Raw genomic sequence first — 16,204 nt, 5'->3', positions numbered from 1 at the left:
TCCACTATCATTATTGACCGTGGCAATGGCAATGAAGCTTTCATTGGCCAAGGTGGTACGCTGCCACAAGGATTCGATACAAAGGACCTTGGTGTTTTCAACGTAAGCAACTTCAACACGATCCTAGTACTCAATGGTGGTACTCTTCGTACTACTGAAACTGCTCCGGATGTCGTCCGTGGTGGGTTGCTTTTCTACGAGGTATCGGACGCCAGTGGTGCCACATTCACCGGTGGACTCCGCTCCATCAATCTACCGCTGACTGATAACACCAACGGAGCTAAAACTTTTTCGAATATCACATCGAATATCAACCTTCTGGCAGGGCTAACTCCTAATACAGTATTGCCGGCAGGAAGGTATTTTGTGGACGTCAGATTTAGTGCTAACGGCCGTAATTCAACAACTGGTGCTGCTTTCACTAAAGAAGATCCTCCACAAACTTTCTACACTGCTAGTTTTACCGTAGAAGGTGTGCGCCCAGCAGAGCCTCCAACGTCCACGACCTGGACCGGCGGCAAGAACGACAACTGGTTTGACGCCGCCAACTGGACGCAGGGCGTACCTACGGCCACTACGGACGCCACCATTCCCGACTTCCCCTCCGGCTCCACGGTTTCCTATCCGAACATCTACAGCAACGCCATCAAACCGGATACGCAAGTACCAACCAGTATCAAGAACCCGGATGGTACTTTCTCTACTGTTATCACGACAGTACCCGGCTATAATAACTCAACCTCCGGCCCGGCTCAAACCCGTGACTTTATCATGCGCGGTACCGACCAATTGCGACGCTCTATTGCACGGTTAGTAGTAGGCCGTCTGGAAGTGTATCGTGACTTCAGCAACCTGCAGGATAGCTTCATTCAGCGCGAAAATACCACCATTAGCTTTGCCGGTACCGCTCAGTCCATTAGTGGTTCGGCATCTGGGTTGGTAAACGTGGAAATTGATGGCGGCGGTGTGAAGACTCTGATTTCCAACTTCGCAGTGCAGCCTGGTGGCACCCTGCGTTTTATCAACGGCATTCTCACCACCAACATTTCCAGCGTAACCACCTCTTTCGTAGAGTTGGCTAACTCGGCTGGGACAGGTGTTGCCACGGTTCCCGCTGCCCGTTTGCTGGGTGAAAGCGAAACCTCCTATCTGCGGGGTATTGTCAAAACTTCGCAGGGGGTGGTACTGGGTGTGCCGCAGGATTTTAGCAACATCGGTATGACTATGACCTTCCTTGCCCCTAACAATCCTGGTGTAGTAACGATAACCCGCAACACGGGTGGGAACTACGCTACTATCAATAACGGTGCAAACAATAACCCTAGCATCCGCCGCGTATTTGGGGTCCGTCCGGCTGACCAGCAAACCAACAACGGCGGGTTGCGTGCTAATATGGTGTTCCGCTACCTCAACAACGAAACGACCAACCTGGACCCTAACTCCCAGACGGTAAACGAGCAAGATCTGGCCCTGTTCGTATCGACTTCGTCAGGTGACGTGTTCGGCCAGCTGGGCCGCGACAATATCAATACCACCACCAACGAGTTGACAAAGAGCAACATCACTTCCTTTGCCACCTTCACGCTGAGTGAGGCTACGGAGCCGCTGCCGGTTACGCTCACGGCTTTCGGGGCCAAGCGCATCGGTACCAACGCTGAAATCACCTGGGAAACGGTGAGCGAGCAGAATAACCGCGGCTACGAAGTGCAAGTGTCCACCGACGGCCGCACGTTCCGCACTCTTGCGTTCATTCCGAGTCAGGATGCCAACAGCAACCGCCTGCTGCGCTACCGCTACCTCGACACCGAAGCCAATAAAGGCGGTATCCGCTACTACCGTCTGCGCCAGATTGATGTGGATGGCAAGGAGAACTTCTACGGTCCTAAGGTGCTGAGCTTCTCCGGCTCGGCTACTGCTGAGGCCCGGATGGAAGCCTACCCCAACCCCTTCCAGAGCGAGGTGCGCCTGACGGTGCAATCGGCGGCGGCCGGCAAGGGCCAGCTGCAACTTCTGGATCTGACGGGCCGCGTGGTGCTGCAACGCAACGTAGAGCTGACCAGCGGTACCAACGACCTGGAACTGCAGGATCTGTCGGGTGTGCAGAGCGGTACCTACATGCTGCGCGTGGTAACACCTGCCGGCAAAGCCCAGACTCAGCGCATAATCAAGCGTTAACGGGTCGGCTGCTAAGCTACTCTGCTCAACAAAAGAGCCGGCTTTCCTTTGGGAGGCCGGCTCTTTTGTTGATAGAAATTTTGAAAATACTTGGGGAAAGAACGACCGGGAAGCTATGGCCTGTGTCTATATACTGAGTTGGTAAAAGCGTTTCTACCGCTTCTTTGGGGGGTGTGGGTGAAGCAGCCCCCCCGATGAAGCAGGGTTGGCCTCGTTGGTTGGGCCAGCATCAGGATGAGCACACGCTGTTATAGTGTGTGCCCATTCTAATGAACTGGAGGCAAAGCAGGTAGTCGTCTGTATGTCAAAATGTTGAGAAATCAGGTTGGTTACATAGGTTCGGGAAGAGCAATAGCGGATCGGCAATATGGATATTCCCCTGTATTCTGATTTTTACATTATGATAATACAGGAAAAAAGTTGGCAGTGCAGGAAAAGAAGGTAACTTAAATCGTCATTGAGGCACAATGGCTGTTTCGTTGGACACTTCTCGTTTTTCCTTTCATCCATCTCTTTTCCTTTTTCTGCATGACGGCAACTCATTACTCCTCAACCGGCTGGCTTTCTGCAAAGCTGCGGCCGCGGCTGGTAGCCCTGGCTACGGCCCTCTTAATGGCCCCTGCGGCCTGGGCGCAGATTGAAGTGCCCGCCGGCAACCCCAACGGGGGAACTTCGCGCCGCCCTTTGGCTACGTATTTTGGCTACGAGCGTAGCGCCATGATCTACACGGCAGCCGAAATTGGCACCAGCGGCAACCTTACGCGTGTCGGGTTCTATGTGAGTGCAGTGGCAACGCCCGGCGCAACGCCCACCAAAATCTACCTCAAAACCGTTGCCAATGCTACGTTTGCGGCGGCCACCACGGTAGCGGCCGAGGAAACAGGGGCCACGCTGGTGTATGACGCCACGATTCCGGCGGCTTCGTTTACGCCTGATACCTGGGTGAGCGTGCCTCTTTCGGCGCCCTTCGCTTACAACGGTACTTCCAACCTGGAAGTAATTGTGGAAACCAATGCCACTGGCGCCGGCAACGAGCCTATTGCCGGGAAAGCCTTCCGCTACTCTTCCACCGGCACCGGCAACAACCGCACGCAGCTGTGGGCCACCGATACCAACCCGCCAACCACCGCCGGCACGCTTAGCCTGCTGCGGCCCAACATCCAGCTCACGGGCCTCGCGCCGCTGTCCTGCCCACCCGTGACGGGCATTACGGTCAGCAACATTACGCCTACCTCGGCCCAGATTGCTTTCACGCCAGGGGCGGCCAGCACTAGCTACACCGTCACGTATACGCCCGCGGGCGGCACGGCCACTACCGTTACCCCAGCTCCCACGGCTTCGCCTATCAGCCTGACGGGCCTGACCTCCGGCACGGCTTACACCGTAACCATCACTGGTAACTGCTCGGGCAGCACGACGTCGCCTGTTGCTACTACCTCGTTCAGCACCACTGTAGTGGCCCCCGGCAATGATAACTGCGCCACGGCCACGGCCCTGACTGTTGGCACCAGCTGCACGCCTACCACCACCACCAACTTGGGTGCCACGGCCTCCACGGGCGTGCCGGCTCCCAACTCCACGGGCACTGGCTGTTTCGTGGCCGCTACGCCGGTCAGCAACGACGTGTGGTACAGCATGGTCGTGCCGGCTTCCGGTGCCGTTACGGTAACCACCAGCGCCGTTACTGGTTCGCTGGTAGAGGATACGGGCCTGGTATTGTACACGGGTGCTTGCGGCACGCTCACGGAAGTGGCCTGCAGCGACGACGCCACCGGCCTCTTCTCCTCGACGACGGCCAGCGGCCTGACGCCAGGTTCCACCATTTACGCCCGCGTGTGGAGCTTCGGCACCACGCCAACCGGTCAGTTCGGTATTTGTGCCTTCTCGTTACCAGCTAACGATGCTGCAGTACAGGCTATCTACTCGGTTGGCAAGGCTCCGGTATCTGCTCCGCAGGTAGTACAGGCTGTGATTCGCAACAACGGCTCCACTGCTCTGACCAACGTGCCCGTGACCCTGAACGTAACGGGGGCCACGACTTTTGCAGATGCCAAAATTATTCCAACCCTTGCCGTAGGGGCCTCGGCTATCGTAACGTTCACGAGCTACACGCCGGCTGCTATCGGAGCCAATACGCTCACGGTAACGCTGCAGCCTGATGGTCTGAATACCAACAACACGCAGACCTTCGCGCAGCTGGTAACGGCCAATAGCATTTCTTACCTCAACGACAGCCAGCCTGTAACGGCCAGCGTTAGTGTTTCGAGCACTACTCCCGGCGGCACCCTGGCCGTGAAATACAACATCAACTCGTCGGCTAACATCGGCGAGGTGAAGCTGAACTTCCTGGCCATCCCGACGACCACCTCCACTTATCAGGTGGTGATACTGAATGCCAGCGCTACGGGCACGCCCGGCACGGTAGTCTTCACTTCACCAACTCTCAACCGTCCTACGGCGGCGGGTGTCGTGACGGTGCCTGTAACCGGGGTGACAGTTAACGGTACGTTCTTCGTTGGCCTGAGAGAAGTTTCGGGTGGCGTTGCCATCGGCTATCAGGTGGAAAACCCCCTTCGCTCGGGTACTTTCTTCTTCCAGACCACCGCTGCCGGTGCCTGGTCAGACGTGAACACAACGACGCTCCAGACGCGCCTCGGCATCGAGGTTGGGTTCAGCTCGCGTGTACTGTCCAACAACAGCCCGGCGCTGGCCCGCTCTATCTCCATGTTCCCGAACCCCAGCCAGGGCCAGGTAACGCTGGATATCCGCGACGCCAAAGCCAAAGGCGCTATGCAGGTGCAGGTTACCAACACCCTCGGCCAAGTGGTGCACCGCGCTACCGTGCAGGACAACGCCGTAAACAAGCTCGACCTGTCGGGCCTGGCTACCGGCATGTATGTGTTGCGCGTGCAGTCCGGCTCGGAGTATTCCATCCGTCAGCTGGTGCTCACCAAATAGCGAGGTGCTACCGCTGCCAATGCAGCCCGGTAGCTTTCGGCTAACAGAATACCCGGCCCCATCAGGGCCGGGTATTTTTTTGTGGATACATGGCCCCTGTCTTGTGCCCGCCAGCAGGTCGGTCAGAAAAGATGGGCCTGAGCAACGCCGGCGCCAGCCAGCAGTATACAGGGGCAGCGCGGCCGCGGCCGTTTGCTACTATTCTCTCAGCACCGTTTCCTATGCCGAAAGCCACTCCACTTACCTTTCTCTACCTCCACTACTGGGCCGGTTCCGGCCGCGCGTTTCAGGCCGTGGCCGAGCGCCTGGCCCCCGACTACGCCGTGCTAGCTCCCGACCTGGGCGGCTTCGGCGATGCGCCGGCGCCAGCCGGCGGCTATACTGTGGATGCCTACGCCGACGAAGTGGCCGCTTTTGTGGCGGCGCATCAACTGACGGATTACGTGCTGGTAGGCCACAGCATGGGCGGCAAAATTGCGCTGGCCCTAGCGGCCCGGCAGCCGGCCGGTCTGCGGGGCGTGGCCCTGCTCAGCCCATCGCCGCCCACGCCCGAGCCTATGACTGACGCCGACCGCAAAGCCAGCCTGCACGCCTGGGGCCAGCGCGTCGAAGCAGAAAATACGCTTCAGCACATCACCGCCCGGCCGCTGGCGCCTGCCCTGCGCCAGCACATCCTCGCCGACAACCTGCGCAGCTCCAAAGCCGCCTGGGATGCCTGGTTGCTGCATGGCAGCCGCGAAAACCTGGTGGCTCGGATGTGTGAGGTGCGCGTGCCCTGCACCATCCTGGCCGGCGACCAGGACGCGGTGATGTCGCCGTCGGTGCACGGGCTGGAAACGCTGCCGCTGCTGCCTGAAGGCACGCCGCTGGAAATAATAGCCGCCGCCGGCCACCTGCTGCCCTACGAAGCCCCCGACGAGGTGGCGACGCTGCTACGAGCGTTTGGCGAGAAAGTGCGGCAATGGGCTAGCGCGGCGCATTAGGTAGTAAAAGCAGAACGTCATTCCGAGCGGAGCGAGGAATCTCGCGTGCTGACGTTGGATTACTATTCCTGCGTCAGCACGCGAGATTCCTCGCTCCGCTCGGAATGACGTTCTATGGCGTCATATCCGTTGTGTTGCTACTCCGCTAATCGAGGGCCCGCTCGCGGAACAATACGAAGCCGATGTGGGCAAATACGCCGAACTGGTGGTCGGGGTCATCGTAGTGAATGACCTGCAACGAGGCCGGTCCAACGGGCGTTTGGTACACGAAGCCGGTCATGGCCGTCAGGTAGGGGCGGCTGATGGTAGGGCCGCGGCGGGGAAGCAGTGGGTTGATGGTTTCCCGCTCCCAGGGCCGGAACAGCGTGTGTACATAGGCTTCGGTGCGCCATTCCAAGGAGCCCGCAACGGCCTTGATGTACTTCAGGCCCACGGCGGCGTAGGCGGTGCCACGGTAGCGGTCCAGGAACTGCGTGCGCGAGTCGGGCAGGGGCAGGAAAGCCGGCGCCGACGTCAGCGACGAGCGGTAGGTAGCAAAGCTGCCCTGCGTGGTAGCCACGGCATCTACGGTGTAGCCCCAGGCATGCACCCGCCGGCCCACCGAATCTACTTTATGAAACGTGAAATACTGCTCGGTGTACACCCGTGCCTGCAGCCACTGGTGGTCTTTGGTGCGGCCCGGCAGGCCGTTGGCCGTGGTGCCCGGCGTGTATTCTTCTTCGGCCAGCACGCCCCGGAAGGCAACCTCGACCCGGCGGCCATTCACGGCGTACTGCCGGCGGTTCAGAGAGTTGCGCTCGAAGCGCAGGGCCGCCGTAGCGCCATCCAGGCGGTTCTGGTCCAGCTCGGCGCCGGAGCTGATTTCGTTGGTGTTGGCAAACCGGTCGCGGCTCGTGAACACGCCCCCGCTCAGGATGTAGCGGCTGCGGTAGTTGGGGCTGTAGCCGATCTGCAGGTAGGTTTTCAGGTCGCGCTGCTGCAGCTGGGTGTTCTGGGCCGAGCTGCCCAGCAGACCGCCCGTATCCTGGTAGTTGAAGTTGTTGAACGTGACAGTAGGCTCGAAGTAGATCGGCGCCCGGCCCGGCACACTCACCCGAAACGACCCCTGCGCCCCGTTGTAGAAGCGCCCGATGGTGGCATTGGCCTTGATGGTGTAGAGGTAGCGGTTGAGGTAGCGGTAGGCCGCGCCCAGGTAGAAATTGCTCATGGACCGCGACGAGAGCAGCACGCCCAGGTCGGTGGTGAGGTTGGAGTTCTGGCGGGCGTCCAGGTTGAGGTCGTAGCCCTGCAGCTTGCTGTCGTAGCGGATGCGCGGGTACACGTTGTTGAAGAAGTCGTTGTTGACGAGGCGGTAGTAGCCTTCTTCCACGTCGCCGGGCGAGTAGGTAGAGCCGGTGCGCTGGAAGAAGCGGCGCACAAACTCCTGCTGCTGCTTGGGTACGCCCTGCACGCTCACCTGCTTGAAATCGGGCTTAGGGGCGCGCTCCTGGAAGTCGCGGCGGCGCTGCTGCAGCGCCAGCGTGTCTTCGCGGCGCGTAATGCGGGTCAGCAGCAGGTCCAGCTTCTTTTCGGTGGCCTGCTCGCCCAGGCTCAGCAGCTGCTTCACCTTGTTGAAGTCGGCGGCCGTGATGCCCTCCAGGTTGGGCTGGATGAAAATGCCATTCTTGCCCACCGAGGCGGTATCAGCCACATTGGAACCCAGAAACAGCAGCGTGCTGGTCAGCAGGGCATCGTCCTTTTCCTTGGGGTATTTATTGAAGGCCACGTCGCCCACGTTCACCCCAATCATAACGTCGGGCTTGAATTCCTCGCGCATCACGCCGGTGGGGAAGTTGTCCACCACGGCGCCATCGAAGAGGTAGCGGCCGTCCTGCTGCCGGATGGGGCGGAAGGCCAGCGGAAATGCCATGGAGTTGCGCACCGCATCGGAGAGGGAGCCGTTGCGTTGCACCACCCGCTCCCGGGTGAAGACCTCGGAGGCCACGCTGCGGTAGGGCACCAGCAGCTTGTTGAAATCGTAGCCGGAAATGGCGCCGGCCGGCGCCAGCATGGTGGCCAGCACATAGTTAAGCGTCACGTCATCCACGAGCTTGGGGGTCACGCGGGCCTTCAGCGTCGAGTCGATGGCCAGGCGCAGGTGCAGGGCGGCGGGGTTATAGTCGCCGTCGTAGTAGTTATACACCTTGCCTTCCAGCGGCTCCCCTGACACCCAGTTCTGGAACTCGGGCTTGAGCACGATTTCCTCGATTTCGGCTGGCGAGTAGCCGGCGGCGTACATGGCGCCCACAATGGCGCCCATGCTCGTGCCCACGATGTAGTCGATGGGGATGCGGTTCTTCTCCAGCACCTTCAGTACCCCCACGTGGGCCAGGCCCTTGGCCCCGCCCCCCGATAGTACAAGGCCCACTTTCTGGGCTTGGGCAGTGGTGCCTGCTAACAGGCAGATCAGTAAAAAATGGAGAAAACAGTACGTTTTGCGCATATAAAAAATGAGTGAGGCCCACGCCGGGGCGGCGCGTTTCCTACGCAAAGCAGGAAGGCAGGTTGCTGCTACAGCGGAGTTACGCACAAAGCTTCTGAATAGAAAATAAATAATACTTATTATTCGATGTTCGCCAGCATGAATTCGGCCGAGAAAACGCCTCTGCTTTCTGCTAGTTGCAGGCTGCTGCCGTGCAGCTCCAGAATGCGGCTGCTGAGCCACAAGCCCAGCCCGGCACCTTCGCTCAGCACATCGGCCTGGTAGTAGGCCGCCGTGAGCCGCGACAGGTCGCCGAGGCTGCGGGCCACGGGGTTGCTGATGGCTACCTGCCAGCCCGGCCCGGCAGGCGCCGGCCCCAGTGCTACCTGCACGGCGGCGGCCTGCGGGGCGTGGCGCAGGGCATTTTCGAGCAGGTTGAGGAGCACGCTCAGCAGCTTGTCAGCGTCGGCCGGCACGGTGTAGTTGGCCACGGTGTCGTCGAGGTGCAGGTGCAGGGGGCGGCCGGCGGCCTGGTAACGGGGCAGCACCTGATCCAAGAGACTTATTAACAGTTGATTGAGAACGAAGTGGCCAGGTGCTGCGGCAGTGCGCCTGCCGCACCTGAGGCCAGGCTGAGGGCCACATTAATTTTTCTTCAGGTGGCTTTCAGGCCCGATTCGCCGCTGCTCAGGGAGCCAGCCACGCCCCCACCGGGCCGGGCGTGTTGCGCAGCACTGTGAATACCACCGTCAGGCCCACGATGCCCCAGGCCAGCCACGGCCGGTAGAGCAGCGTGCGGCGGCGGGGTTGCCCGCTCAGCTGCAGGCGGGCTTCGTGCAGCAGCCCCAGGGCCACCAGCGGCGCCAGCGTGGCCGCCAGCAGATTGAAGCCCACGGCCTCGGCCAAACGGCCGTGCAGCAGCGAGTGTAGAGCGCGCTGGGTGCCGCAGCCCGGGCAGTGCAGGCCCGTCAGCCAGTTCACGGGGCAGCGCGGAAAGGGATAGTGCGCCGGGTTCAGGCGAAAGTAAAGGGCCGCCAGCGCCAGTCCTGCCAGCAGGACAACGGCGCCAGCGGCCCTCCGCATAGCAAGGGTAGTAGGCAAAACGAGGCTATTGGTTGTCGAGCGCGCCCAGCATACCGGCGCCTACGCCCATCACCACCACAAATACCACATACAGCACGGCAAACACGGCCCAGCCGATCAGTGAGTATTTCACCCACTTGCCAGCTTTCTGTGAAGCGTCGAGCGCGCCGGCGTAGTCGCCGAGGGCCAGACGTGAATTCACGTTGGCGGCGTTGATGATGGCCACGATGCCGAAGGGCAGGCAGCAGAAAATCGTCACCAGAATCGACTCAACGAGCCAGTTTTTCGGGGGTGGGCCGGGAGGCAGCGGCGACATGCCCGAAGGCGAAGCGTAGGATTGTTCCATGCAGGAAGAAAAGGGAGTAGAGTGATAGATGGCGGAAAGCTAAAGATTCCCGTTCCAATCCCCAACTCCGCGCGCCGCCGCTCACCATTTCTTAAAGATGACGTACACGGCCGCCAGCAGCAGCCCGAACCCGACGAGGTGGTTCCAGCCCAGCTTATCGGTCTTGAATACGTATACGGCGCACAGCGTGAACACGGACAGCGAGATGAACTCCTGTATCACTTTCAGCTGAAACAGGTTGAACGGCCCGCCGTTTTCCTCGAACCCGATGCGGTTGGCCGGCACCTGAAACACGTACTCGAAAAAGGCCAGCCCCCAGCTCACCAGAATCACGCCCACCAGCCCCAGCCCCTGCAGCCACGAAATCTTTTTGAACTGCAGGTGCCCGTACCAGGCGAAGGTCATGAACAGGTTGGAGATGGTGAGCAGCACAACGGTGGACAGCGCTTTCATGGGGCAGAGCTAGAAGGAAAAGCCTGCATACGGCAGAAATGGCTGCATTGGCGGCTTAGTCCTCGTGGCCCGGCACGGCGGCCTGAGGCGCCTGCTGCAGGTCTTTGGTCTCACGGGCCAGGCGCAGCTGCTCTTTCTCCGAGGGCTGCTTCGGCAGGGCGTCGAGGTCGGGCTGGCCGGCATCCACCCAGCAGGTGTACCAGAACGCCCCGATTAGGCGCTGGGCCAGGCGCATCTGGCGCTCCACCTGGCCCGCGAGGCGCTGGTGGTACTCGCGGCTGAACTCGCGCGAGTACACGCGCACGGCCCCGGCGTTGCCGCGCTCCTCGAAGCCGTACTTTTTGTCGTCGGGCATTTTGGCCGTCAGGTCGCGCTCGAAGCTGAGCACCGAGTCGACGGCGGCGTTGGAGCGGGCCACGGCCGTCCAGATGGTTTCGGAGGGCCGCTCCAGGTACGGCGCCGGGCCGGTAAAGAAGTCGTAGTTGGCGGCCAGGATTTCGGGCAGCCGCGACTCCCACAGCCCATGAATGCCGCGCTGCCCCGTGAGCTGGCCGTTGTAGTTGTGGGTGGTGTGCAGCGGTACGCAGGCATCGGCAATGTAGTGGCCCATATCGGCCGAGAGGCTCAGAATCCGGTCGGCGTCGCGCTGGCGGAAGGCTTCGGTGAGCTGGCCCTTCATGCGCACCACCTGCCAGGGCACAATGCCGTGCCGCATCAGCGAGTCCTCACCGTACTTGGCCACGGCGTCGGCGTAGGAGCGGGGCAGGCGGGTGAGGGCCGAGTCGCCGTACACGTCCACGTCGAGGAAGTGGCGGGCGGCCTCGCCAGGCACCACCGAGCGCCGCGAGTCGGGCCGGGTGGCGTTGGTGGTCAGGTACTCGATGTTGGTTTTGTAGAAGCCCATCATTTCGGGCGGCAGCGTAAACACGGCCAGCCGGTTGAGCAGCCGGTGCCCGAAAAACCCCCACGCCTGCGGCCGCTGGGGTAGTAGCAGCAAGAGCAGCAACGTTAACAGTACAACTCCTCCCCGTTTACTGCGCATAGAATCGAAGATGATAGGGTTATTGCCACTCGACAATCTGAAAGTCAATCAGTAAGCGGCAGGGCTTATGGTCGTCATCGAACCCAATATAGGTAGCATAAAACCCATCTCCGAAGCCGGTGGAAAACGTGGCGAGCGTGTCCTGCCGAATAGCGTAAAGAAATCCGTTGCGGGGATGCTCAGACTGGCTCTCAAAGCCGGTAATGAACATATCCTTATAGGCATTACGGTCGCGCCGCAGGTGGGCGGTGAAGCGGTTTGTGCTGGCGGCATCCAAGAATAGCGCTGTGCCGCCATCCACCGAAAATCCGTAGTATTCTTCGCTACGCAATGGCAACGGTTTCTGTCCGGGCAGCAAGGCTAACTCCCATTTCTTTACAGGGTTGGCCGAAAAAAGTATCCGGGCAAATGCCACACGGTGGTCGTTATGAAGGCTGGCTATAGCCAATTCAACTGGAAACCGTCCGCGCGGGAATTGAGTGGCGAAGGGCTTTACCTGCTCATGAAAGGTCACCGGATCAGTTGCCACGAGCTTTCCGGACTGCACAGCCAGGTTACCCAGAAACTCCGGCTCCAGGTGTATTTCCATAGAGTCCTGCAGAAGATGGGTGCCAGGGAAGAAGCTGGTTTCAAATGCTTTTGGCTCGGCAACTACTTCGTAGGGAGCCCGGCTGATTGTAGGGACATGACCACTTATCGGGCTTGATGATGCCGGCGAGCAACCCCATAGCAGCAGTAAAATCAGATACGGTATATGAAGCATAGGGAAGTGGTAAAAGGATATTAGATAATCGAGGAGTAGATGACCAAAAGCTTAGCGAGGGATGGGGCAAAAACAGTGAATTTTCCCCATCCCTCGCTAAGCCAGCCTCAGTCCCGCTCCCGCACCAGCCGGTACAGACTGTCGCGGTAGGTTTCGCCCACCGGAATGGCCTGCTCACCGATGTAGACCGTGTTGCCGTCTATCATGCTGATTTTGTCCACGGATACCAGAAACGACTTGTGCACCCGCAGAAACGGGGGCTGCGGCAGCTGGGCGGCCAGCTCCTTGAGGGTCTGGTAGGTGATGAGGCGCTGGCCCGCCACGAAGAGCGTCACGTAGTTGCCCAGCGCCTCAGCGTAGAGAATATCGGCGTGGCTGACGCGCAGAAACTTGTTCTTGCTTTCGCCCTTCACGAACAGGTAGTCATTGGCTGCCGGAACCGAAGCCACTGCTGCGCAACCAGGGCATGTGCGCCAACGTGGTGCGCCTGGCCCGCCAGCAGGGCGCCCGCCGGGTAGTGGTGGCCGTCGGCGCCTCCCACGGCCAAGTGCTGAGCGAGCTGCTCCGGGCAACTCCCGGCGTGAAAGTGGTCAGCTTCAACGAGCTAACCTAGAACCAGTAAATTATCCGAGTGAATAATCCGGCGTGTGTAGGGTACGTGAACTGTCGCACGTGTACATAAAAAGGCCTGCCGCAGTGCATACTGCGGCAGGCCTTTGCCATGGGTAGTAGCAGGGGATGTCTGGCCGCTTACCGCCGGCCTTGGCCCACAAACCGCATGCGGTAGTCGGCCGAAACGTCGCCTTTGGTGATGCGCGCCAGCTTGCCCTTGATGAGCTGCTTCTTGAAGCCCGAAATCTTGTCGGTGAACAGCACGCCTTCCAGGTGGTCGTACTCGTGCTGAATCACGCGGGCCGTCATGCCCGAGAAGGTTTCCTCGTGCATCTGGCGCTGCTCGTCCTCGAAGCGAATGACGATGGTTTCGGGGCGGTACACCATTTCGCGCACGCCCGGAATGCTCAGGCAGCCTTCCTCGAAGCCCCATTCCTCTCCGGTTTCGCTCACCATCTGCGGGTTGATGAAGGCCCGCTTCACGGCCGGCTCGGCATCGGGCAGCGGCTCGCCGGTTTCCTCGTCTTCGGAGTCAATCATCGGCTCCGAGTCGATAACGAACAGCCGGATGCCTTTGCCAACCTGCGGCGCGGCCAGCCCCACGCCGTGGGCGTGGTACATGGTGTCGTACATGTCCTGCACGATCTGCTTGAGGTCAGCGGCCGGCATATCGGCCGGAATGTCTTTGGCGCGGGCCTTCAGCACCGGGTCGCCGAACGCAACTATGGGGTAAATCATCGGGATTCGAGGAAAGATTGCAGAATGAGTGTGGCCGCCACCTTGTCTACGGTGGCTTTGTCGCGGCGGTCTTTCTTGCCCAGTCCGCCGGCCAGCATGGCGGCCTGCGCCATCCGTGAGGTGTAGCGCTCGTCGATTTCGTGCACCGGCACCTCGGGCAGCTCGCGGCGCAGCGTGCGCAGCAAACCCACCACGGCGCTGGTGCTGTCGGTGGCCTCGTTGAGCAGCGTACGGGGCATGCCCACCACCAGCGCCGCCAGCGGCTCGCGCTGGTGGTAGGCCTTCACGTAGGCCAGCAGGTCCTTGCTGTGGATGGTGTCCAGCGGAGTGGCAATCAGCTGGAGCGGGTCCGTGACGGCCAGCCCCACGCGCTTATGGCCATAATCGATGGCAAGAATACGGCCCATCACGGAAACAGGAGAGAAAGTGCGCGGCCCGGCGGCACCCGCCGCCGGCCGCCCAAAGATACGACAGGGCCCCGGAACCGCCCCGCTGTTCGCCCACAATCCGTCGCGCAGCCAATCCGGCCCACCGAGGATTTCGTAGTATTCAGCGAAAGATTTAATCACCATATAATCATAAATATACCTTTGAACGTTAGCTCAGCGGGGCAGAAGAAAATTGCACCGAATTTGACTTTAAATGGCAGTATTTTGATCTAAAGAAAGATATAATTGTATTGTTATCGGATAATTCATATCCCTGTATGTACACGGTGATTTTCTTGGAAAAGTTTCAATAGATTTGAAATCCTGTCCATTCTCAGCTTCTTCTATCGCCCAAACCTCTACTCTCTCAGCGTCTTATGGCAGTCAAGCCTCCGCTTCAGCCAGTGCTTTTTCCGGAGCCTGAGCCGCGCTCTGCGCGGCGTCGGGCGCGGCAGCCGTGGCTGCTGGCATTGGCGTTGGTGTGCGGCGTGCTGATCGGGGCCAATCCGTTCCGGCCTTCCGACCAGAACCCCGACGGCACGGCGCGTGGCTACCTGAAATTCAAGGAAATCCTGAGCTACGTGGACCGCGACTACGTGGACTCCGTGGATGCCGAAGCCCTGTCCGACTACGCCATTGCGCGCATGCTGGAGCGGCTCGATCCGCACTCGGTGTTCATTCCGGCCAAGCAGCAGCAGGCCGCCTCGGCGTTTCTACAGAGTGATTTTGACGGCGTCGGGGTGGAGTTCAATATTTTCCATGACACCGTGACGGTGGTGGCCCCGCTCAGCGGCGGCCCCGCCGAGCAGTCGGGTCTGCAGGCCGGCGACCGTATTCTGGCCGTGAACGGCGAGCGGGTGTCGGGCGTGCAAATCAGCACCGACCAGATGTTTCAGAAGCTGCGCGGCCCGCGTGGCTCCAAGGTGGTGCTGCAGCTGCGCCGCCACACCGTGTCCAAGCCGATGAACGTGGCGCTGGTGCGCAACCGCATTCCTAACAATTCGGTGGACGTAGCTTACCTGCTCGACCCCACCACCGGCTACATCAAAATCAGCCGCTTCGCCAGCGGCACCTACGACGAGTTCAAGCAGGCCCTCGGCGACCTGCGCCGCCAGGGCATGACCGGCCTCGTGCTGGACTTGCGTGGCAACCCCGGCGGCTACCTCGACCGCGCCACCAAGCTGGCCGACGAGTTCATCGGCGGCACCCGCAAAATCGTGTACACCGACGGCAAAGGCGACCAGTACGACACCCAGACCTATTCGCGGGTGCTGGGCGAGTTCGAGGAAGGCCCGCTGGTGGTGCTCGTGGACGAAGGCTCGGCCTCAGCCGCCGAGGTGGTGGCCGGCGCCCTGCAGGACCACGACCGGGCGCTGGTGGTAGGCCGCCGCACCTTCGGCAAAGGCCTGGTGCAGCAGCCCATTGCCCTCAACGACGGCTCGGAGCTGCGCCTGACCATTGCGCGCTACTACACGCCCTCGGGCCGCAGCATTCAGAAATCATACAGCCACGGGCTGGCCGCCTACGAGCAGGACCTGCAGAACCGCCTGCGCCACGGCGAGCTGTTCCACGCCGACAGCATCCATTTCGCTGATTCGCTGCGCTACAAAACGGTGCACGGCCGCACCGTGTACGGCGGCGGCGGCATCATGCCCGACCTGTTTGTGCCGCGCGACACCACGGCGTTTTCGGCCTACTACACCCGTCTGCAGAGCCACAATCTGGTGCGCGAGTTTGCGCTCAACTATTTCCAGGGCCACAAGGCGGAGCTGGAGGCTTTGCGCCCCGAGCAGTACCTGGCCACGTTCCGCATCAGCGACGCACAGCTGCAGGAGTTGGCCGAAGTGGCGGCTAAAGACGGCATGCCAGCCAACCCCATCCACCTGAAGCGCTGCGCCGAACTACTTCGTAATCAACTAAAAGCGTATATTGCTCGTAGTGCCTACGGCAAGCCCGCTTACTACGCCACCCTGCGCGAGCAGGACGCCGAACTGAAACAAGCGGTGCAGGCCATGGCCGACGGTTCCGCCAATCCCATGCAAAAGCTGTCCATGAAATAAGTGAATTACAATTAGGGGAAATCTATACTGCGAAGCGGCCGGGGTGGGGACTCCGGCCGTTTTGATTTTGGGGTAGATGAGAAAGACTGTCATCCTGAGCTT

General features: G+C 60.5%; 15 protein-coding genes. 5 read left to right on the top strand and 10 right to left on the bottom strand.

Features of this window, described 5'->3' with window-relative positions:
• The first annotated feature begins 474 nt into the window (after positions 1-474).
• The 3 genes from O3303_RS14120 (at position 475) to O3303_RS14110 (ending at position 6,116) form a co-directional block, all read left to right on the top strand.
• Positions 475-2,175 carry a T9SS type A sorting domain-containing protein gene (locus O3303_RS14120; RefSeq protein ID WP_269559042.1) on the top strand — a complete coding sequence of 567 codons (1,701 nt, stop codon included), beginning with the start codon at positions 475-477 and terminating at the stop codon, positions 2,173-2,175.
• Between the two features lie 528 nt (positions 2,176-2,703).
• Positions 2,704-5,133 (top strand): T9SS type A sorting domain-containing protein, encoded by a 2,430-nt coding sequence (locus O3303_RS14115; protein ID WP_269559041.1) that lies wholly within the window; start codon positions 2,704-2,706, stop codon positions 5,131-5,133.
• A 221-nt stretch (positions 5,134-5,354) separates the two neighbouring features.
• Positions 5,355-6,116 (top strand): alpha/beta fold hydrolase, encoded by a 762-nt coding sequence (locus O3303_RS14110; protein WP_269559040.1) that lies wholly within the window; start codon positions 5,355-5,357, stop codon positions 6,114-6,116.
• A gap of 145 nt (positions 6,117-6,261) precedes the next feature.
• Here the strand turns inward: O3303_RS14110 and O3303_RS14105 are convergent, their stop codons facing one another.
• The 8 genes from O3303_RS14105 to O3303_RS14070 all read right to left on the bottom strand — a co-directional run bounded on the left by O3303_RS14105 (position 6,262) and on the right by O3303_RS14070 (position 12,713).
• The gene (locus tag O3303_RS14105; protein WP_269559039.1) at positions 6,262-8,523 is read right to left on the bottom strand and encodes a patatin-like phospholipase family protein; all 2,262 of its coding nucleotides are present in this window, start codon (positions 8,521-8,523) and stop codon (positions 6,262-6,264) included.
• A 194-nt stretch (positions 8,524-8,717) separates the two neighbouring features.
• On the bottom strand, positions 8,718-9,125 hold the full coding sequence (locus O3303_RS14100; protein WP_350356618.1) for an ATP-binding protein: 408 nt from the start codon (positions 9,123-9,125) through the stop codon (positions 8,718-8,720).
• Positions 9,126-9,264: 139 nt separating this feature from the next.
• The gene (locus O3303_RS14095; RefSeq protein ID WP_269559037.1) at positions 9,265-9,660 is read right to left on the bottom strand and encodes a DUF2752 domain-containing protein; all 396 of its coding nucleotides are present in this window, start codon (positions 9,658-9,660) and stop codon (positions 9,265-9,267) included.
• 25 nt (positions 9,661-9,685) lie between these two features.
• Positions 9,686-10,006, bottom strand: coding sequence for a CD225/dispanin family protein (locus O3303_RS14090; protein ID WP_269559036.1), 321 nt, complete (start codon positions 10,004-10,006; stop codon positions 9,686-9,688).
• A gap of 81 nt (positions 10,007-10,087) precedes the next feature.
• On the bottom strand, positions 10,088-10,459 hold the full coding sequence (locus O3303_RS14085) for a DMT family protein (RefSeq protein WP_269559035.1): 372 nt from the start codon (positions 10,457-10,459) through the stop codon (positions 10,088-10,090).
• A 55-nt stretch (positions 10,460-10,514) separates the two neighbouring features.
• Entirely contained in the window at positions 10,515-11,456 is a 942-nt protein-coding gene (locus O3303_RS14080; RefSeq protein WP_269559034.1) for a zinc dependent phospholipase C family protein, read from the bottom strand.
• A gap of 64 nt (positions 11,457-11,520) precedes the next feature.
• Positions 11,521-12,264, bottom strand: a complete 744-nt coding sequence (locus tag O3303_RS14075) for a DUF4241 domain-containing protein (RefSeq protein WP_269559033.1) — start codon at positions 12,262-12,264, stop codon at positions 11,521-11,523.
• Between the two features lie 107 nt (positions 12,265-12,371).
• Entirely contained in the window at positions 12,372-12,713 is a 342-nt protein-coding gene (locus O3303_RS14070) for a LytR/AlgR family response regulator transcription factor (protein WP_269559032.1), read from the bottom strand.
• A 17-nt stretch (positions 12,714-12,730) separates the two neighbouring features.
• Between O3303_RS14070 and O3303_RS14065 the strand changes: the two genes are divergently transcribed.
• Positions 12,731-12,877, top strand: a complete 147-nt coding sequence (locus tag O3303_RS14065) for a hypothetical protein (RefSeq protein ID WP_269559031.1) — start codon at positions 12,731-12,733, stop codon at positions 12,875-12,877.
• A 137-nt stretch (positions 12,878-13,014) separates the two neighbouring features.
• Here O3303_RS14065 and def read toward each other — a convergent pair whose 3' ends face one another.
• Positions 13,015-13,614, bottom strand: coding sequence for a peptide deformylase (gene def, locus O3303_RS14060; RefSeq protein WP_269559030.1), 600 nt, complete (start codon positions 13,612-13,614; stop codon positions 13,015-13,017).
• Entirely contained in the window at positions 13,611-14,021 is a 411-nt protein-coding gene (gene ruvX, locus O3303_RS14055) for a Holliday junction resolvase RuvX (RefSeq protein WP_269559029.1), read from the bottom strand. Before ruvX ends, def begins: the two co-directional genes overlap by 4 nt.
• Before the next feature lie 398 nt (positions 14,022-14,419).
• Here ruvX and O3303_RS14050 point away from each other — a divergent pair, with 398 nt between their 5' ends.
• Positions 14,420-16,102 carry a S41 family peptidase gene (locus O3303_RS14050; RefSeq protein ID WP_269559028.1) on the top strand — a complete coding sequence of 561 codons (1,683 nt, stop codon included), beginning with the start codon at positions 14,420-14,422 and terminating at the stop codon, positions 16,100-16,102.
• The last annotated feature ends 102 nt before the right edge of the window (positions 16,103-16,204 follow it).

It is taken from the genome of Hymenobacter canadensis (genome assembly GCF_027359925.1).
Classification (GTDB): Bacteria; Bacteroidota; Bacteroidia; order Cytophagales; family Hymenobacteraceae; genus Hymenobacter; species Hymenobacter canadensis.
Note: the sequence above shows the minus strand (reverse complement) of the source record. Positions and strands in the feature narration are given on the sequence as shown.